The 17,341-nt window shown below is 70.6% G+C and carries 18 protein-coding genes; 7 read left to right on the top strand and 11 right to left on the bottom strand.

Annotation, left to right across the window (positions count from 1 at the left end; genetic code table 11):
• Positions 1-23: 23 nt before the first annotated feature.
• The 3 genes from menD to J3P44_RS23265 are packed head-to-tail and all read right to left on the bottom strand — an operon-like array spanning position 24 to position 3,576.
• On the bottom strand, positions 24-1,619 hold the full coding sequence (gene menD, locus J3P44_RS23275) for a 2-succinyl-5-enolpyruvyl-6-hydroxy-3-cyclohexene-1-carboxylic-acid synthase (RefSeq protein ID WP_255892890.1): 1,596 nt from the start codon (positions 1,617-1,619) through the stop codon (positions 24-26).
• Positions 1,616-2,557 (bottom strand): o-succinylbenzoate synthase, encoded by a 942-nt coding sequence (locus tag J3P44_RS23270; protein WP_255892923.1) that lies wholly within the window; start codon positions 2,555-2,557, stop codon positions 1,616-1,618. Before J3P44_RS23270 ends, menD begins: the two co-directional genes overlap by 4 nt.
• Positions 2,557-3,576 (bottom strand): AMP-binding protein, encoded by a 1,020-nt coding sequence (locus J3P44_RS23265; RefSeq protein WP_255892889.1) that lies wholly within the window; start codon positions 3,574-3,576, stop codon positions 2,557-2,559. Before J3P44_RS23265 ends, J3P44_RS23270 begins: the two co-directional genes overlap by 1 nt.
• Positions 3,577-3,612: 36 nt before the next feature.
• On the opposite strand from J3P44_RS23265, the gene J3P44_RS23260 reads away from it, so the two are divergent.
• From J3P44_RS23260 to J3P44_RS23250, 3 genes are all read left to right on the top strand, one after another.
• Positions 3,613-4,884 carry an MFS transporter gene (locus J3P44_RS23260; protein ID WP_255892888.1) on the top strand — a complete coding sequence of 424 codons (1,272 nt, stop codon included), beginning with the start codon at positions 3,613-3,615 and terminating at the stop codon, positions 4,882-4,884.
• A 61-nt stretch (positions 4,885-4,945) separates the two neighbouring features.
• A complete protein-coding gene (locus J3P44_RS23255) occupies positions 4,946-5,200 on the top strand; it encodes a DUF1330 domain-containing protein (RefSeq protein ID WP_372496693.1) in 255 nt (84 codons plus the stop codon).
• A gap of 49 nt (positions 5,201-5,249) precedes the next feature.
• A complete protein-coding gene (locus J3P44_RS23250) occupies positions 5,250-5,411 on the top strand; it encodes a hypothetical protein (RefSeq protein ID WP_255892887.1) in 162 nt (53 codons plus the stop codon).
• A 126-nt stretch (positions 5,412-5,537) separates the two neighbouring features.
• Here J3P44_RS23250 and J3P44_RS23245 read toward each other — a convergent pair whose 3' ends face one another.
• The 3 genes from J3P44_RS23245 to J3P44_RS23235 all read right to left on the bottom strand — a co-directional run bounded on the left by J3P44_RS23245 (position 5,538) and on the right by J3P44_RS23235 (position 9,276).
• Complete coding sequence (locus J3P44_RS23245) at positions 5,538-6,773, bottom strand: hypothetical protein (RefSeq protein WP_255892886.1); 1,236 nt, start codon at positions 6,771-6,773, stop codon at positions 5,538-5,540.
• A gap of 440 nt (positions 6,774-7,213) precedes the next feature.
• Positions 7,214-8,656, bottom strand: a complete 1,443-nt coding sequence (locus tag J3P44_RS23240) for an HNH endonuclease signature motif containing protein (RefSeq protein ID WP_255892885.1) — start codon at positions 8,654-8,656, stop codon at positions 7,214-7,216.
• 179 nt (positions 8,657-8,835) lie between these two features.
• Complete coding sequence (locus J3P44_RS23235; RefSeq protein WP_255892884.1) at positions 8,836-9,276, bottom strand: VOC family protein; 441 nt, start codon at positions 9,274-9,276, stop codon at positions 8,836-8,838.
• Positions 9,277-9,428: 152 nt separating this feature from the next.
• Between J3P44_RS23235 and J3P44_RS23230 the strand changes: the two genes are divergently transcribed.
• The 3 genes from J3P44_RS23230 to J3P44_RS23220 all read left to right on the top strand — a co-directional run bounded on the left by J3P44_RS23230 (position 9,429) and on the right by J3P44_RS23220 (position 13,004).
• A complete protein-coding gene (locus tag J3P44_RS23230; RefSeq protein ID WP_255892883.1) occupies positions 9,429-10,817 on the top strand; it encodes an MFS transporter in 1,389 nt (462 codons plus the stop codon).
• Positions 10,801-11,676 carry a 1,4-dihydroxy-2-naphthoate polyprenyltransferase gene (locus J3P44_RS23225; protein ID WP_255892882.1) on the top strand — a complete coding sequence of 292 codons (876 nt, stop codon included), beginning with the start codon at positions 10,801-10,803 and terminating at the stop codon, positions 11,674-11,676. The genes J3P44_RS23230 and J3P44_RS23225 overlap by 17 nt, the downstream gene beginning before the upstream one ends.
• 71 nt (positions 11,677-11,747) lie before the next feature.
• Complete coding sequence (locus tag J3P44_RS23220) at positions 11,748-13,004, top strand: GNAT family N-acetyltransferase (protein WP_255892881.1); 1,257 nt, start codon at positions 11,748-11,750, stop codon at positions 13,002-13,004.
• A gap of 18 nt (positions 13,005-13,022) precedes the next feature.
• Here the strand turns inward: J3P44_RS23220 and J3P44_RS23215 are convergent, their stop codons facing one another.
• Positions 13,023-13,286, bottom strand: coding sequence for a DUF4229 domain-containing protein (locus J3P44_RS23215; protein ID WP_255892880.1), 264 nt, complete (start codon positions 13,284-13,286; stop codon positions 13,023-13,025).
• 37 nt (positions 13,287-13,323) lie between these two features.
• Here J3P44_RS23215 and J3P44_RS23210 point away from each other — a divergent pair, with 37 nt between their 5' ends.
• Entirely contained in the window at positions 13,324-13,500 is a 177-nt protein-coding gene (locus J3P44_RS23210) for a hypothetical protein (protein ID WP_255892879.1), read from the top strand.
• Here the strand turns inward: J3P44_RS23210 and ccsB are convergent.
• The 4 genes from ccsB to J3P44_RS23190 are packed head-to-tail and all read right to left on the bottom strand — an operon-like array spanning position 13,417 to position 17,333.
• Positions 13,417-14,448 carry a c-type cytochrome biogenesis protein CcsB gene (gene ccsB / locus J3P44_RS23205; protein ID WP_255892878.1) on the bottom strand — a complete coding sequence of 344 codons (1,032 nt, stop codon included), beginning with the start codon at positions 14,446-14,448 and terminating at the stop codon, positions 13,417-13,419. The genes J3P44_RS23210 and ccsB overlap by 84 nt on opposite strands.
• On the bottom strand, positions 14,445-16,079 hold the full coding sequence (gene resB / locus J3P44_RS23200; protein WP_255892877.1) for a cytochrome c biogenesis protein ResB: 1,635 nt from the start codon (positions 16,077-16,079) through the stop codon (positions 14,445-14,447). The genes ccsB and resB overlap by 4 nt, the downstream gene beginning before the upstream one ends.
• On the bottom strand, positions 16,076-16,825 hold the full coding sequence (locus tag J3P44_RS23195; protein WP_255892876.1) for a cytochrome c biogenesis CcdA family protein: 750 nt from the start codon (positions 16,823-16,825) through the stop codon (positions 16,076-16,078). The genes resB and J3P44_RS23195 overlap by 4 nt, the downstream gene beginning before the upstream one ends.
• Positions 16,818-17,333, bottom strand: coding sequence for a TlpA family protein disulfide reductase (locus J3P44_RS23190; RefSeq protein WP_255892875.1), 516 nt, complete (start codon positions 17,331-17,333; stop codon positions 16,818-16,820). The genes J3P44_RS23195 and J3P44_RS23190 overlap by 8 nt, the downstream gene beginning before the upstream one ends.
• Positions 17,334-17,341 lie beyond the last annotated feature (8 nt).

The raw sequence follows: 17,341 nt of genomic DNA, 5'->3' as shown, positions 1-17,341 counted from the left end.
GCACGCGGTCCGCGCGCTGACCCTCACCGGGTCAGCGCGCGGATCCTTTTGTCCAGCTCGGCTCGGTTGTCGCGGCGCACCCGCGCCTCGACGACCTCGAGGCCGCCGTTGGGCGAGGCCAAGGCCTGCTCCAGCTCCGGCAGGCTGGTGACCTGCAGGTGGGGGACGCGGACCGCCGCGCAGAGGCTGGCCACGTCGACGCCGTGCGGGGTGCCGAAGAGCGTGTCGAACCTGTCGGCGTACTCCGGCGCCCCCTGCTCGAGGGTGGCGAAGATCGAGCCGCCGTCGTCGTTGACCACGACGATGGTGAGGTCCGGGCGCGCCTCGCGCGGACCGAGCACCAGGCCGGTGGTGTCGTGCAGGAAGGTCACGTCGCCCAGCAGCGCGATCGCGCGGGACGACTGCGGCCGGCCGAGCGCGGCGCCGATCGCCGAGCTGACGGTGCCGTCGATGCCGGCCAACCCGCGGTTGGCGATCACCTTGCGGCGCCCGCCGACGTCGTAGCGCGCGACCATCAGGTCCAGGTCGCGGATCGGGTTGGAGGCGCCGACGAACAGCATCCCGCGCGGCGGGACAGCCCGGCTCACCGCGCGCGCCACCTCGTACGGCGTGAGGTCGGGCTCGGCGGCGAGGAGCCGGTCGAGCTGCCGCGACAGCGCCCGGTCGGCGTCGCGCCAGGAGTCGGACCATGCGGGATCGTCCGGGCCTCGCACGTCGACCTGGTCGACCTCGCGGGCGACGGCGAACGGACGGTCGGTCCAGATGCCGCGGTGGCGCACCGAGACCACCTCGACGTCGTCGCGGCCCAGGAGCCGGGAGACCGGCCGCGACAACGTCGGGTGGCCGAAGACCACGACACGCTCGACCTGGTGGCCGAGCTCCCCCGCGAGCAGGAGGCGATAGGTGCGGATGACGCTGTCTCCGGTGCGGCAGCCGCTGGACGGCTCCGCGAGGAGCGGCCACCCGGCCCTCTCCGCGAGCACCCGTGCCGGAGGGCCGGCGTCGTCGCCCGCGACAACGACAGTGCGTGGCCCGGCGGTGAGGACCTCCCTCTTCATGGGGCGCGCGAGGGTGGCCGCCCACTCTGGCACCTCTCCCCCGTCCCACGTGTCGTCCGGCAGCAGCGGGTCGTCGAGCTGGACGTTGAGGTGCACGGGTCGTCGACCGTCGTGCTGGCGGAGGAAGGCGAGCAGCGCCGCCAGGTCAGGAGCCGCGACGTCGAGGCTCGGCGCGAAGGACCCGAAGATGCCGACCTGGTCGGTGGTCTGGTTGGCACCGGTGCCGCGCAGACGGGCGGGACGGTCCGCCGTGACCACCAGGAGCGGCACCCCGGCGTGGGCTGCCTCGACCACTGCCGGAACCAGGTTGGCGACCGCGGTGCCGGAGGTGCAGACCACGGCTGCGGCGCGGCCGCTGACCTTCGCCAGGCCCAGCGCCAGGAAGGCCGCTGTGCGCTCGTCGATCCTGGTGTGCAGACGGATGCCTCCTGCCGCCGCGACGTCGTACAGGGCGAAGGACAGCGGAGCGTTGCGCGACCCGGGAGCGAGCACGGTCTCGCGCACGCCGGCGCCGCGCAGCGCGGTCACCACGGCCCGCGCGAGCTCGGTCGAGGGGTTCACGACGCCCGATCCTGCCCTACCGCCTCCAGCCGCCGACGCCAGTGGGTGACCCGCTCGTCGTCGGCGGCCAGCCGGGCGAGTGCCGCCTCGTCGACCTCGGGTCGGGTGACCGGCAACATCCCGTCGGCGGGCAGCATCGGCTCGACGGCGACGTCGTCGGTGAGCAGCTGCACCGTGGCCAGGCCGCACGCGTGGTGCAGCTCGGGCAGGGCGGCCGCGAGGGCGACCCCGGCCGCGATGCCCACGCTCGACTCGACGGCGCTGGAGACCACGACGGGCACCCCGATGTCCTCGGCGATCCGCAGGCAGGCACGGACCCCGCCGAGTGGCTGGACCTTGAGCACGGCGATGTCGGCGGCCTCGAGGTCGCGGACGCGGTAGGGGTCGTCGGCGCGCCGGATGGACTCGTCAGCGGCGATCGGCACCTGGACGCGGCGGCGTACGACCGCGAGGTCCTCGACCGAGGCGACCGGCTGCTCGACGTACTCCAGGCCGCCGGCTGCGCGGTCGAGGGCACCGATGGCCCGGACGGCCTCCTCGACGTCCCAGGCACCGTTGGCGTCCACCCGGACGAGGCCGTCCGGCCCCAGCGCGTCGCGTACGGCCTCGACGCGCGCCACGTCGTCGGCGAGGGTCTGGCCGCGCTCGGCGACCTTGACCTTCGCGGTGCGGCAGCCGCCGGCGCGCACGATGTCGTGCGCCCGCTGGGGGTCGGTCGAGGGGACGGTGACGTTGACTGGGATGCGGTCGCGCACGGGCTCGGGCCAGCCCACGTCCGCAGCCTCGCGCGCGCACGCCAGCCACGGACGCGCGGTGGCGTCGTCGTACTCCAGGAACGGCGACCACTCCCCCCACCCGGCGTCGCCGCGCAGCAGGACGCCCTCGCGGACGGTGATCCCTCGGAAACGGGTGCGAAGCGGGATGGAGAAGACGTGGATCACAGGCCGGCCTGGATGGCCTGCCGGTCGACCTTGCCGTTGGGCAGCAGCGGGAGGCTCTGGGCCCGTACGAACTCGCGGGGCGCCCACGACCGCGGGTGCACCATGCTGATCCAGTCACGCAGCTCGGCGTCGTTGGCGGTGCCCACCACCACGGCGACCAGGCGCTGGCCCCACTCGACGTCGGGCAGGCCGAAGACCTCGGCCTGGTCGACCATCAGGTGCTGCCGCAGCCGCTCGGCGACCGTCTCGAAGGGGATCTTCACGCCACCACTGATCACGACGTCGTCGATGCGGCCGAGGATCTCGAGCCTGCCGTCCTCGTCGATGCGACCCGCGTCGGAGGTCAGGAACCAGCCGTCGACCACGGTCTCCGCGGTGAGGGCCGGGTCGTTGTCGTAGTGACTGAAGAGGGTCGGGCCGGCGACCCGGACGCGACCTCCGTCGCCGAGCGAGACGGCGACGCCGTCGAGGGGCACGCCGTCGTAGACGCAGCCGCCTGATGTCTCCGAGGAGCCGTAGGTGGTCACCACGTTGACGCCGTGCTCCTCGGCGCGGCGCCGGACCTCGCGGTCCAGTGCCCCGCCACCCACGAGCACGGTGTGGCAGCGCGCGAGCGCGGTGAGCTGCTCCGGGTCGCCCATGATGCGGTGCAGCTGGGTCGGCACCAGTGACACGTTGACCGGGGTGTCGGTGTGGTCGGAGGCGGCGGCACGGCCGACGTCGAGACCGTCCACGACGATCGGCTCGAAGCCGGCGACCAGCGACCGGACGATCACCTGCACGCCCGCGACGTACGACGACGGCAGGGCCAGAAGCCAGCGGCCGGGCTCCTCCAGGCGGCGAGCCGAGGCCTGGACGCTGGCCAGCACGGCGCGCCGGGGGATCACGACGCCCTTCGGCTTGCCGGTGGACCCGGAGGTCTCGATCAGCAGCGGATCGGGGTTGTCGGCCTCGAGCCACCGCGTCAGCTGCCTGACAGCGACCGAGGGCTCGTCCGATGGCCGGAGGAAACTCACACGACGCACGCTAGCGGCTCTGCCACCATGGGCGCGATGGAACGGACGGAGACAACCACGGAGAAGACTCCGCAGTCGTGGTGGCAGCGTCAGCTGCCGCCGAGCCCCCTGGCCCGGTCGCTGTCGGTCCAGTCGATCCTCTTCGCGGTCGGCGAGGGCACGTTCATCACCGGGTCGGCCGTCTTCTTCACGCAGATCGTCGGCCTCTCCGCGGCCCAGGTCGGCATCGGCCTGACCGTCGCCGGGCTGGTGTCGTTCTTCTTCGCCGTGCCGGCCGGCAAGCTGGCGGACCGGGTGGGCACCAAGCGCATCTGGGCGATCAGCGCCTTCCTCACCGCGCTGCTCTACCTCGTGTGGCCGTTCATCCACGGGTTCGTGGCATACCTCGCGATGATGGTCGTGCTCGAGGTGGTCAGCCAGGCCGGGTGGAGCGGTCGAGGCGCCTACACGATCGACATCTTCACCCGGGAGGAGCGCGTCCAGTCCCAGGCGTTCATGCGGGCGGCGCTCAACATCGGGTTCACCGTCGGCGCGTTGATCGGCGGCCTCGCGCTGGCCACCAACAGTGACGCCGTCGTGCGGAGCGTGCCGATCCTGACGGGCCTGATCCTGCTGGCGAACACCTACTGGATCACCCGGCTGCCGGACCCGGCCGCGAAGCACAAGCCCGCCCACACCGACGACGCGGTGATCAAGCCCGCTGCGCTGAAGAACCGCGCCTTCCTCGCGCTGATGACCGGCGACGGGGTGCTCGGCACCAACCAGGTGCTGCTCAACATCGTGATCCCCCTCTGGCTGGTCGAGGAGACCGACGCACCGCGGGTGCTGCTGGCTTGGCTGTTCGGCACCAACACCGTGATGGCGGTGCTGCTGCAGGTCGCCGCCGCGCGAGGGGTCGACTCGGTCGCGCGCTCGCTGCGCGCGTCGTACATCTCGGCCGGCTTCTTCGTCCTCTCCTGCGCGATCGTGCTGGTCACGCACGACACGATGGGCTGGCTGACGATCTTCCTGGTGTGGCTCGGCCACGTCACCGTCACCGGCGCCGAGCTCTTCCAGTCCGCCGGCCACTGGGGCTTCATGTCCGAGCTGACCGATGCCGACCAGCGTGCGGAGTACCAAGGCGCAGCCCACATCGGCGGCACGCTCGGCTCCGTGTGGGCGCCCGCGCTGTACACCTACCTCGCGATGGAGCACGGCTCGATCGGCTGGCTCGCGATCGCGGCGATCGTGGTGGTCTCGACCCTCACGATGGCTCCGGCCGCGCGCGGCGCGGAGCGCTATCTCGCAGGGCACGGCTCGCCGGTCTGACGGCTGGCGCACGTCGTAGTGTCGGCGCCAGAGTGCGTACTGGATCTGCGTCTACAAGACCGTGCACGACGCCGACAAGGTGGCGGCGTACGCCGAGCTCGCCGGGCCGGCCCTGCGCGGTGCCGGTGGCCGATTCCTCGCGCGCGGGAACCCGGCAGTCACCTTCGAGAAGGGCGAGTCGACCCGCACCGTGGTCATCGAGTTCGAGTCGGTGGGGGCCGCGGTCGCAGCACACGATAGCGAGGGCTACCAGGAGGCCCTCCGCGCCCTCGGCGACGGAGCCGACCGGGATCTCCGGGTGGTGCCGGGGGCCTGAGGCTCGGCGTCGGCGCCCACGCACAGAACCTGCGTGCCATGGTGGGGGCATGGACGCGTTCAGGCTCGTCGTGACCATCCTCGTGATGGCCGGGGTCGTCGTCGCCATCCTGCTGTTCGAGCGTCGCCGGGCGGACCGCATTGCCAGGGACACGCGGCGGATGGCTGAGGGACGGGGTGGGGGCGAGGAGGAGGAGGGCGAGCGGCAGTAGGCGCCGGCGGCGGATCGTTGGTCAGCGTGGCGGTGCCACGTCTGACTGGGCCGCGCGCGACCCGGGAGCACCCCACCCGCCCCGGCTGGCGACAACCCCTCAGACCAACCGAGTCTCGTTGTTAATTCAAGTCAAGAGCGCGGCAATGGCCGCGCCTCCCATCGCCGCAACGGCCCCAGCGAATGTGGCCGCGACCAGAAGTCGGCCCTCAAGTCGACTTGAGGTCTCCTGCAGTGAAGCGCGGACCCCGGTGAGGTTCATCGAACTGATCGACTCCTCTCCTGCGTCTAGGAAGTCTTGGACCTCGGCGAGACCCCGAGACTGCAGGACTTCAAGAAAGTGTGCGTGGATTCGTTGGAAGGGGCCCAGATGCGAGTCAATCACGGCGAGCGCAAGCCAAATTCCAGCGATGAGTTGTCGTGTTTCGCGACGCGAACCACGCATGGCCCATAGATCAGAGATCCATCCTCGAACGTCTGGCAAGCGCCGGCGAGCGGCCCACTCATAGGAGTTGGACAGCATTGCCGCAGAGTCGCGCTTCGCACTATCCGCCAAGTAATGGATGACATCGGAACTCGCCTTTGCCTCGGCGAAATTGAGCAGAGGCGAGGCGACGCGGGAAAAGGTCCGGAGCAAGTTGCGTTGATCATCGGCTTCGCGCGAGTACGGAGTCACGACGGTGCTGCCGACGGGCGTTTCTCCCGCGACGTGAAAGTGGTCTGGGGGATCTTCGAGCAACTCGAACGTCACGAAGTCCGCATGTACGAAGCGGTGCAGGCACCCAGGCGAGCAGACCAGGACCACTACCGGGTAGCCAGCAGACTCGCCAACGCTCTCCAAGATCTCCAGCACGACATGACCTCCCGACCCCGTCGCGCGCGGGCTCGACTGATCCCACTGAACTGCTAGCGCCAAGCCGTTCCACGCAACCAGATACTCGTCAGCAGGCACGTCGTCCATGCTCCGGTACTTTGGCTGGTTCTTCTCAGGAATCCGAACGCGGAAGAGGATCGTGGAGTTGAGAGTCAGTCCCTGGAAGGAGCCGAGGGAGTCGAGCAGGTTCTCCGCTTCGGGATCGAACTCGTACAGGGTCCGCGTTCGCGCGTTGTCCACGTCGAATGCGTCTTGGGCGGGGTAAACCTCGGACACCCGAGTGTCCGCCGACAGTGCCTCCCGCAACTTCTTCTCAACCTCTGCCGACAACGTTCGGGCCTCCGCCCCCACGAACATCGGCGATGTCTCCTCGGGTAACCGGATTGCGGCGATCGCGACCCTGCAGACGTAAACCGATTCGTTGGAAGGCCCTTGGCCCTCATCTACCACCACGCCCGTGAGCGGCTCATTCGAGTCTTGAACAGTCATCGACTCCCCCTTTAGGAGGAGCCTAAAGCAGCGCGCGGGAACACGGCGTCCCTTCATGGCATGTCTAGGGGCTGTATTAGCCACTACCGAGGTCGTCGGGGTGGGTCTGGCCGGGCGGGCCGCCCTGGTCCATCGGGATGTTTCGTCGATGTGGTCGAGGTCGCAGACCTCGGAGCGTCGCCCGCAGCGGGATAGACACAGGTCTCGTAGCGGAGCCGGACGGCCTCTGCCGTCCGGTTGGAGGCTCGTGCCGGTCCATCGTGGCACGGCGTTTGATGTCGATGGACAGGCGTCGTCACGGTGTTCGCGAGGAGCAAGCGAGAGGCCAGCGGCGGACCGCTGTCGCCGGAAGCGGCCCGTGACGGAGGCTGGAGCTGCCCATCACGTCCAGCGGCGTGCCTGTGGCCCGATCACCTTGGTGGTGTCGGGCTTTGGGGCGGTCAGGTTCGTCGACGTCTGGGTGGTGGTGCGGGGCGCGGCATGTTCGGGTCGGTGGTGACCTGGGTGCCGGTGGGCAGGGTCCACTCGTACGACCCATCCGCCAGGCGTCGGTAGCTGAAGTGGGCGAAGGTCTTGGCGCGGTGGTGCCGCCGGCACAGCGGGGCGAGGTTGTCGGGATGCGTCTGGCCGGGTGGGCCGCCCTGGTCGAGGGGGATGTATTCGTCGATGTGGTCGAGGTCGCAGACCTCCGCTCGGCGGCCGCAGCGGGGGTAGACACAGGTCTCGTCGCGGAGCCGGACGGCCTCGGCCATCCGGGCCGGCGGGTCGTGCTGGTCCACCGCGGGCATCGCCTGGATGTCGAGGACGGGCTTGATGGTCACCGTGCCGGCGGTCAGCAGCCACGAGTGCAACCGGCTGGTGAGCACCGGGCCGAGCCTCGGGGAGCGGGCCACCCCGTCCCGACGCAGCAACCCGCTGCCGTCGGGGTCGAGGAGGTCGCGGTCGGTGACGTGGAAGACGACGACCGCCTCACCGGCACCATTACTGCCGCGGAAGGGGGTGGGGGTGGCGTAGGCGGCGTCCTCGGCGAAACAGACCGCGGGGTCGTGGTCCGGGTCGAGGGGTCGGTCGGGGTCGGCGATGTCGGCAGCGGCCAGCAGGTCGAGGGCCTGCTGCGGGTCCGCGAGCACCCCCACCGCGTGCGCCCGGCAGACGCCGAGGTCCCCGGGATGACCCAGGGCGCGCATGGTGGCGGCCATCGTGGACACCGTCGAGTCGAACGCGGCCGCATCCGCGGTGTCGAGGGTCATGAACACCTCCGACGAGCCGGGCGCACCTTCCTCGTGGTGCACCTCCACCCGACGCGACGCCAACGCCTGATCGTGGTCCGCGATGGCCCGGTCCGGGTCGGCGTACAGGCGGGCCTCGTGGACCAGCACCCCCACCCGGTGCGGGTTCAGCCGCCGTGGCCGCCACGACAGCAGCCGGTCCGCATGCGCTGCTGCGTCCACGTCCAGGTCGCGGGACTGCCGGGCGGCCTCCCGCCCGAGGTGGACCGGGACCCGCAGCTCCTTGACCAAGGCCCAGGTGCGTGGCAGGCGGTGGGCCAGGTCGAGCACGTCGCCGACCAGGGACAGCGTCGCCTCGTGCGAGATGTCGAGGACCGCGGCGAGCTCCGTCACCGCGAACTCCGCCACCGCCGGCGTCCCGTCACCCGCGATCGGGGTGGCCCGCTCCCCGAACAACGCCGCCGCCGACCCAGGCGTGTGGATGATGTCCGACCTCCAGCCCGCGGCGTCGTCCTCACCAGCCGGGACGTGGGCGTGCGCCCACACCAACGCAGCCTCCAGCACCTCGACCTCCGCCCGCCGCCGAGCGGTCATCGCCGCCCGAGCACGGTCCAGCACGGCGAGTGCGCTGGGAGCCGGGGTGGTGGTGGACATGCGTCCATCCTCCCAGAGCCCACCGACACTCTGACCTGCGCCAATGCTCCTGTGGAGAAGTGTTCTCGAACAGGACGACGGACCCAGGAGAGGGGTTTCGTGACGGTCGCTGCGCGACCTCCTCAACCAGCGAGAGCGCGCCTGCGCGACCTCCTCAACCAACAAGAACGAGGGGACGCTCAGCCGATCTGCTCCGCCAGCGACACGATGATCCCCTCGGGGCCCCGGACGTACGCCATCTTCCACTGGTCCTCGTAGCTGCCGATGCCACCGACCAGGCCGTAGCCACGCTCGGCTGCGAGCGCCACGGCGCCCTCGATGTCGACGACCTGGAAGGAGACGTTGCGCAGGCCCAGCTCGTTGGACGGCGCGGCGGGCGAACCTGGCAGGTGGTCGGGGCGGCGGAACCTGCCCAGCTCCACCGTGGCGCCCCCGTCCGGGGCCTTGAGCATGGCGATCTCGGTGCGGGCGCCGGGGATGCCGCAGACGGTCTCGACGAACTCGCCCTCGAGGAACGTACGACCCTCCACCTCGAGGCCCAGGGCGACGAAGAAGTCGATGGCGGCGTCGAGGTCGGCGACGGTGATGCCGACGTGGTCGAAGCGTCGAATGTGGGTCATGGGTCGATCCTCCGTGTCGTGGGTGCTGTCGATCCCGGGACGGAGCTGGCAGCGCCTTCTCGACATGGCCATCCGATCCGACCGCACGGTCCGACCGCGCGGTCCGTAATTGGCGCGACGGGTGTCGGACCCAGGGCCCACAATGGACGGCGATGAGCATCGTGTCGACCCTCAAGAAGCAGGCCACGCCTCCCTCCCCACTGGCGGGGAGGTTGGCGACCCAGTCACTGCTCTTCGCTCTCGGCGAGGGCACGTTCATGGCGGGCTCGGCGGTGTTCTTCACCCAGGTGGTCGGGCTGTCGGTCGTCCAAGTGGGCCTGGGTCTGACGATCGCGGGCGTCGCCTCCTTCATCGCGGCCTACCCGATGGGTCGCATCGTCGACCGCCTCGGGGCCAAGCGTTGCTGGGCGATCAGCTCGGCCGGGCAGGGCGCGATGTTCGCGGTCTGGCCGTTCATCGAAAGCTTCCAGGGCTACCTCGCGATGGCGATCGTGATGGAGGTGATCGGCGCCCTCGGGGGAGTCGCCCACGGGGCCTACACGATCGACGTGCTGCCGCCGCAGGAGCGCGTGAACTCCCGCGCCTACATGTACTCCGCGCTCAACGTCGGCTTCACCCTCGGCTCGTTGCTCGGCATCATCGCCTTGGGCCCCGAGTCCTTGACGCTCCTGATGGCGATGCCGCTCTTCACATCCGTCGTCTTCCTGTTCAACAGCTTCAACATCACCCGGCTGCCCGACGCCAAGCACGACATGCGGACCGCGGAGGAGCGGAAGGTCAAGGTCCCCGGGCCCGGCCCGATGCGCAACGTCGGCTGGCTCGCCACGAGCTTCTTCAGCGGGATGCTCTGGACCAACCAGGTGATCCTCAACGTCGTCATCCCGCTGTGGCTGGTGGACAAGACCGACGCGCCGTGGGTGATCCTGTCGCTGCTCTTCGGCACCAACACCGTGATGTGCATCGTCCTGCCGATGGCAGCGGCCCGCGGGATCAAGGACGTCACCACGGCGCTGCGGGCGATCCGGATCTCGACGGTCTTCTTCATCATCTCGTGCGTGATCACGCTCTCGACCCACCACACCGTCGGCCTGTGGACGATCCTGCTGTTCTTCCTCGGCCACGTCACGCTGACCGGCGCGGAGCTCTACCTCTCGGCCGCGAGCTGGACCTTCGAGGCCGAGCTCATGGACCCCCGCCGTCGCGGTGAGTACCAGGGCGCAGCCGAGCTCAGCAGCACCCTCGGCCATGTCGGGGCGCCCGCGGCCTTCACCTTCCTGGCGATGACCTGGAGCACCTACGGCTGGCTCGTCATCGCCGGCCTCATCACCTTCGCGGCGATCGCCATCCACCCGTCGACGGCGATGGCCCGCCGCTTCCTCGAGCGCAACGTCCCGGCCGACGTGCTGGCCGACGCGGCCGCGCACGCCGCCGACGACGCGGACGCCCCGGTCGGGCCGCCGACCGTCGACCAGCCCGCCGAGCCCGGCGGCGAGTCGCCGCTCGACGGGCTGCCAGAATCCACCGGTGACCTCATCCGCTGACTGGCTCGCCGGCGCCCGGCCGCGCACCCTTCCCGCCGCCGTCGCCCCCGTTCTGGCCGGCACCGGGGTGGCGGCGTACGTCGACCAGGCCGTGTGGTGGAAGGCCCTGCTCGCCCTCGTCGTGAGCCTCGCCCTGCAGGTCGGCGTCAACTACGCCAACGACTACTCCGACGGCATCCGCGGCACCGACGCCGACCGGGTCGGCCCGATGCGGCTGGTCGGCTCCGGCACGGCCACGCCGCGGGCCGTGAAGACCGCAGCGTTCGCCGCCTTCGGTGTCGCCGCCGTGGCCGGACTGGTGCTTGCCGCCACCACCGCATGGTGGCTGGTGGCGGTCGGGCTGGCCTGTGTCGTGGCGGCCTGGTTCTACACCGGTGGCGACAAGCCCTACGGCTACCTCGGGCTCGGCGAGGTCATGGTGTTCGTCTTCTTCGGGCTCGTCGCGGTCGTCGGCACGACGTACGTCCAGACCGAGACCTGGGAATGGCCAGCCCTCTACGCCGGGGTCGGCGTCGGCGCCCTGGCCTGCGCCATCCTCGTCGCCAACAACCTGCGCGACATCCCCACCGACACGGTGGCCGGCAAGCACACCCTCGCGGTGCGGCTGGGTGACGAGCGCACCCGCTACCTCTACGCCTTCCTCGTCCTCGTGTCGGCCGCCGCCGTGGTGGCGATCGGCGCTGCCACCACCTGGTGGGCCCTGCTCGGCCTGGGCTTCCTGGCCCGTGCCGGCGCCCCGACGAAGGCGGTCCTCGCCGGCGCTGCCGGGCCCGCCCTCATCCCGGTGCTCGCCGCCACCGGCGCTGCCGAGCTGATGTGGTCGGTCCTCGTCGCCGCTCCGCTGCTCGTCCTCCGCTGATCCCCTCTGCTCGAGCTCGGCAGAGCCGAAAACCCGTGGCCCCTGGCGGGAGCGCTCACTAGCGTGGGTGGGTGGACTACGACTTCGCCATCCTCGACTTCTTCGACGAGTCCGACGAGGCGACCGCACTGCGGCGCGGCTGGATCGACGGCGTGCTGCGGGGCTTCCGCGAGGACCGCCCCGAGGACGAGCTCGTCACCCGGTGGGTCAACCACTACCGCACCGACCGCGTGGTCGTACGCGGCGCCTGGCTGCCGGCCGGCGAGTTCGGCGCCGGCCCGATCCCTGTGGCGACGTACGCCAGCTTCGACAAGACCCTGAACGCGGGCCGCGAGCTGGTGCCACTGCGGATGATCACGGACGTGACCACCAGTGCCAGCCACCGCCGCCGAGGCCTGCTCCGCCGGCTGATCGAGGACGACCTGTCCGACGCCGTGGCCCAGGGCGTACCGATCGCCGCGCTCACCGCGTCCGAGGCCACGATCTACGGTCGCTGGGGTTTCGGTCCGGCCACGTTCCGCCGCGGCATCGAGGTGGACACCTCACCCGGCTTCGCGTTCCGCTCGTTCGTCGACCCGGGCCGCGTGGAGCTCATCGAGCCGCTGGACGCGTGGCCGCACGTGAAGGGCGTCTTCGACGTCTTCCATGCGAGGCAGCGCGGCTCGGTGGAGTGGCCCTCGCCCTACCAGGACATGCACACGGGCACGTACGACTTCACCGGCGGCGGCGGCAACCGCAAGCTCCGCGCCGCCGTCCACCTCGACGACGGCGGTCAGGTCGACGGATTCACGCTCTTCAAGCACGGGGAGAAGGACACGGTCAAGGTCGACGAGATGGTCGCCCTGTCCCCCGCTGCCCAGCTCGGCCTGTGGTCCTTCCTCGCCGGCATGGACCGCGTCAAGACCGTGACCTTCAACCTGGCCCACCCCGATGACCCGATCACGTGGGCGCTCACGGACCTCAACCGGGTCAAGACCACCGAGATCGAGGAGTTCCTCTGGCTCCGCATCCTCGACGTCCCGCGTGCCCTCGCGGCACGCCCGTGGGCTGCGGACGGCACGATCGTCCTCGAGGTCGACGACCCGCACGGCCACGCGGCCGGGCGCTACGCGGTCGAGGCCGGCGACGGTGTGGCCGCGGTGTCGCGGACCGAGGAGGAGCCCGACGTACGGGTCACGGCCGAGACGCTCGGCTCGCTCTACCTCTCCGATGTCGGCGTGCAGCAGCTGCGACGCGCCGGGCGGATCGACGGCACCGATGACGCCGTACGCCGGTTCGCGGCGATGGCCGACCTCAGCGACCCGCCCTACAGCCTCACGGGTTTCTAGTCCCGACGCCGCGGAGGCTCAGTCCTGGTCCTCGCGCGCCTTGCGCTCCTCGAAGGCTGCCGAGGCCTTGGCGGCGCGGCTCTCGACGCGTCGGGCGAAGGCCTCACGCTGCCGGTCGAGGATGTAGTAGGACGCGATCCCGGAGATGAGGAAGGCCAGGATCACGGCCCAGAACAGGTTGAACCGGCCGTCGAAGACCAGCGCCATCACGCCGGCGACGACGCCGAACGACGCCATGAACAGCACGATCCGCAGAGCGGTGTAGACCACGAACTCCTTCACGGGACCAAGCCTAGGCTTGCGCGACTACATTGGAGGAATGCTGAAGGTCCTGCTCGTCGTCGCCGCCATCGCGGTCGTCGTGTGGGTGCTCGTCAGGCTGGCGCTGCGGCGCCTCGACAGGGGCGAGGCGTCACGTCCGCGCGTGATCGGACCCGACGACGACCCCGACTTCCTGCGCGGTCTCGACCGGCCACGCAAGCCCGACGACGACTGACCGGGTCCCGGCTGCGCCCCCGGCGTACGAGTGCTGGCTCGTCGTGCTGAAGAAGTTGATGCCGATGAAGTTGAACCACAGCGTCGCGGCGCCGACCAGTGCCAGCAGCGCGGCGTTGCGGCCGCGCCACCCCGCCGTCGCGCGGGCGTGGAGGTAGGCGGCGTAGACCACCCACGTGATGAACGCCCACACCTCCTTGGGGTCCCAGTTCCAGTAGGACGACCAGGCCTGGTGCGCCCAGATCGGACCCGTGATCAGCACGCCGAAGGTCCACACCGGGAACCCGAAGGCGTGCATGCGGTAGGAGATCCGGTCCAGCGTCGCCAGCTCGGGCAGGCGGGCGAGGTAGCCCTTGTCCTTCGTGGAGCGGGCCTTGAGCAGGTAGAGGATCGACGTGATGGCACCGAGCGTGAACGCCCCGGTGGCGATGACCGCCGCGACCACGTGGATCACCAGCCAGTAGGACTCCAGCGCCTCGGTGAGCGGGGCCACAGGCTCGTAGAGCCACAGCACGTCGGCGAGCAGCACGCACAGGACGAACCCGACGACGATCGGCCCCAGCCACGACAGCCGCCAGCGGCCGGTGGTCGCGAGGAACAGGGCGACGACCACGAAGGTGCCGCTGAGGGTGAACTCGTACATGTTGCCCCACGGCACCCGGTTGGGGTCCGCGGCCATCCCGCGTCCGACCAGGGCGAGGAAGTGGGCCAGCGCGCCGATGCCGGTGAGGAGGACGCCGAGGCGCCCCGCCATCTCGGTGCGCTCCGCGACCCGCTCGTCGGGTACGTCGACGGCGACCCCGCCGCCGCCGGCGGCCACCGGCTGCCCGACCGGAACGTCACGCAGCGCCGCCCACTGCACGGCGTACGCCAGCAGGGCCAGGAAGTAGACGACCCCAGCGGCCGCCACGCCCTGGTTGCTGAGGGTCTCCCATTGTGCGTCGCTCACGCTCGTACCTCTCGGTCCTCTCTCGTGGCCTCTCTCAGTGCTGCCACGATCTCAGCAAGCTCGTCACGGCCCGTCTCCGGGTCGCCTCCCGAGGAACGGTCCAGCCTGGCCACCTCGACCAGCGTGGTGCCGTCGTCCTGCCGCCGGGCGCGCACCCAGAGCCGACGCGGCCGCACGAACAGCGACCCGAGCAGTCCGAGCAGGGCGAGGACGACTCCTGTCAGCGCGATGAGCTTGCCAGGGGTGCGGCTGATCTGGATCTTGTTCCAGCGCTCGAGGCCCTCGAACGTGACGCTGCCCAAGCCGTCGGGGAGGGTGACGGTGTCGCCGGGGCGCAGGTCCATCCGGAACGGCTGGCCGTTGGCCTTGGTCAGCTGGGTCGCCCTGCTCTTGTCGAGGACGTAGACCGACGCGCTTGTGCCGTCGTCGAGGCCGACGTCACCGGTGTAGACCTGCAGCGAGACCAGGGGGTCGATCGCGTTGCCGAACGCGGAGGACGGCAGGCTGAGGTTGCCGTCGGCGTCCTTGCTCATCGCGAAGGTCGGGTAGAAGGTGCCTTCGAGCCCGATCTGGGTGGGCTGCGCGTCGGGCGCCTTGACCACGCCGAAGGACTCGAAGGTCTGCGCGTTGGTCGGCAGGAAGACGCTCGGACCCGTCTGTGCGATGTTGCCCTCGCCGTCGCGGATCGTGATGACGGGTGCGTAGCCGTGGCCGATCAGGAAGACGTCGGTCCCACCGATGGAGAGCGGGTGGTTGACGCGGAGGTCGTACTGCTTCGTCTCCGCACCCGGCTCGGTCTCGTAGTCGAGGTGGGCGACGAACTTGCGCGCCTGGCCGGCCCGCCGACCCTCGGTCATCCACTCGACGTCGAAGTCGGTGATGCTGAAGGAGAACGGCTCCATCACGGCGGGGTCGAAAAGACTGCCCGGGGCGAAGTCGTCGTAGAGGGGAAGCTTGTTGGTGAAGCCGTGTTCCTTGCCGTTCAGCATGATGACGCCGCCCTTGTAGCCGAACAGGCTGCCGATGGCGACCCCGACCAGGACGACGATCACGGCCAGGTGGAAGAGCAGGTTGCCGGCCTCGCGGAGGTGGCCGCGCTCGGCCGCGACCGCGTCGGACTGCCCCGCCGTCCAGTCGACGCGGAAGCGGCGACGCCGGATCACCGACGCCGCCCGGGCGAGGACGACGTCGGGGTCCTCGTCGGTGGCGTACGACGTGTGCTCGGGCAGCCGCGAGAGGTGGCGGGGCGCCCGCGGGGGCCGGGCCCGCAGCGCGCGGGCGTAGACGAACAGCCGCGGGATGATGCACCCGACCAGGGAGATCATCAGCAGGATGTAGATGGCGGCGAACCACGGCGAGCCGTAGACCGCGAACAGGTCCAGCCGGTCCCAGATCGGAGCCAGGCGAGGGTGGTCGTCGCGCCACTGCGAGACCGCCAGCGAGTCGATGTCCTCCTGCGGGAACACCGAGCCCGGGATCGCGGCGAGGGCGAGCAGCAGCAGGAGCACGAGCGCCGTGCGCATCGAGGTGAGCTGGCGCCACATCCAGCGGCCGAGCTCGCGGGCATTGAGGTCGATGGGCAGGGCGGTGGCCTGCCGGTCGTCGGACGGCCGGCTCAGGGGATCGGTCACAGCGGCACCGTGAATCCCTCGACGACCTGGAGCTGGAGCCACTGCACGATCCGGTCCCACCATCCGGTGACCAGGAGGATCCCCACCACGATCATCATCGCGCCGCCGAGCCGCATGATGAGGACCTGGTGGCGACGGATCACCGCGAAGGCGCGGATCATCCGGCGGTAGGCGAGGGCTGCGGCGATGAACGGGAGCCCCAGGCCGAGCGCGAAGACGCCTGACAGCACCGCGCCACGCGCGGCCGTGGCCTCGTTGACCGAGAGCACGTTGATCGCGGCCAGGGTCGGGCCCACGCACGGCGTCCAGCCCACGCCGAACAGGAAGCCCAGCAGCGGCGCGGCCGCGAGGCCGACCGCGGGCACCCGGTGGATCCGCCAGTCGCGCTGGAGGAACCCGATCCCGCCCATGAAGGCGATGCCCAGCAGGATCGTCAGGACCCCGAGCAGCACGTTGAGCTGGCGGGTGTGGGTGAACAGCCAGGCCCCGGCGGCACCGGTGAGGCTGCCGAGGAGCATGAAGACGACCGAGAAGCCGAGCACGAAGAGCACGGCGCCGGTGACGAGCCGGCTGCGCCGGGCGTCGTCGAGGTCGGCACCCGAGAGACCGGTGGCGTAGGACAGGTAGCCCGGCAGGAGAGGGATGACGCACGGGCTGAAGAACGAGATGAGACCGGCCAGCAGGGCGACCGGCAGCGCGAGGATCAGCGAGCCCGACAGGGCGGTGTCCTGGAACCACTCACTCATCGAGGACCTTCTCCACGAGGGAGACGAGGGTCTGGGTGGTCGGCACCCGGCCGTTGACGGAGGCAGCGATCCGCCCGTCGGCGTCGAGGACGACGGTGCTCGGGATGGACTTGGGGGTCAGGGTCCCCGCGAAGGGCAGGAGGGCGGCGCCGTCGGCGGAGTAGACCGAGGAGTAGGGGACGTCGAAGTTGCGGACGTAGGCCAGCGCGTTGTCGCTCGAGGCGTCACGGATGTTGAGCCCAAGGAAGGTCACCTGGTCACCCAGCTCCTCGTGGGCCGCGTTGAGGTCGGGCTGCTCCACCCGGCACGGCGGGCACCACGAAGCCCACACGTTGACCACGACCGGCTTGCCGCGCAGGTCGGCCAGGTCCACCTCGTTGCCCTCGAGGTCGACACCACTGAGCTGCACGGCGGCCTCGCGCGCCGTCGGGGACACCTCCACCGGCACGCCCGTGCCGGAGATGTAGCCCTTGTCGCCGGTGCCGGACAGGCCCGAGCAGCCCGTCACGACGAGCA

The organism is Nocardioides astragali (assembly GCF_024436375.1).
GTDB classification, from domain to species: domain Bacteria; phylum Actinomycetota; class Actinomycetes; order Propionibacteriales; family Nocardioidaceae; genus Nocardioides; species Nocardioides astragali.
Note: the sequence above shows the minus strand (reverse complement) of the source record. Positions and strands in the feature narration are given on the sequence as shown.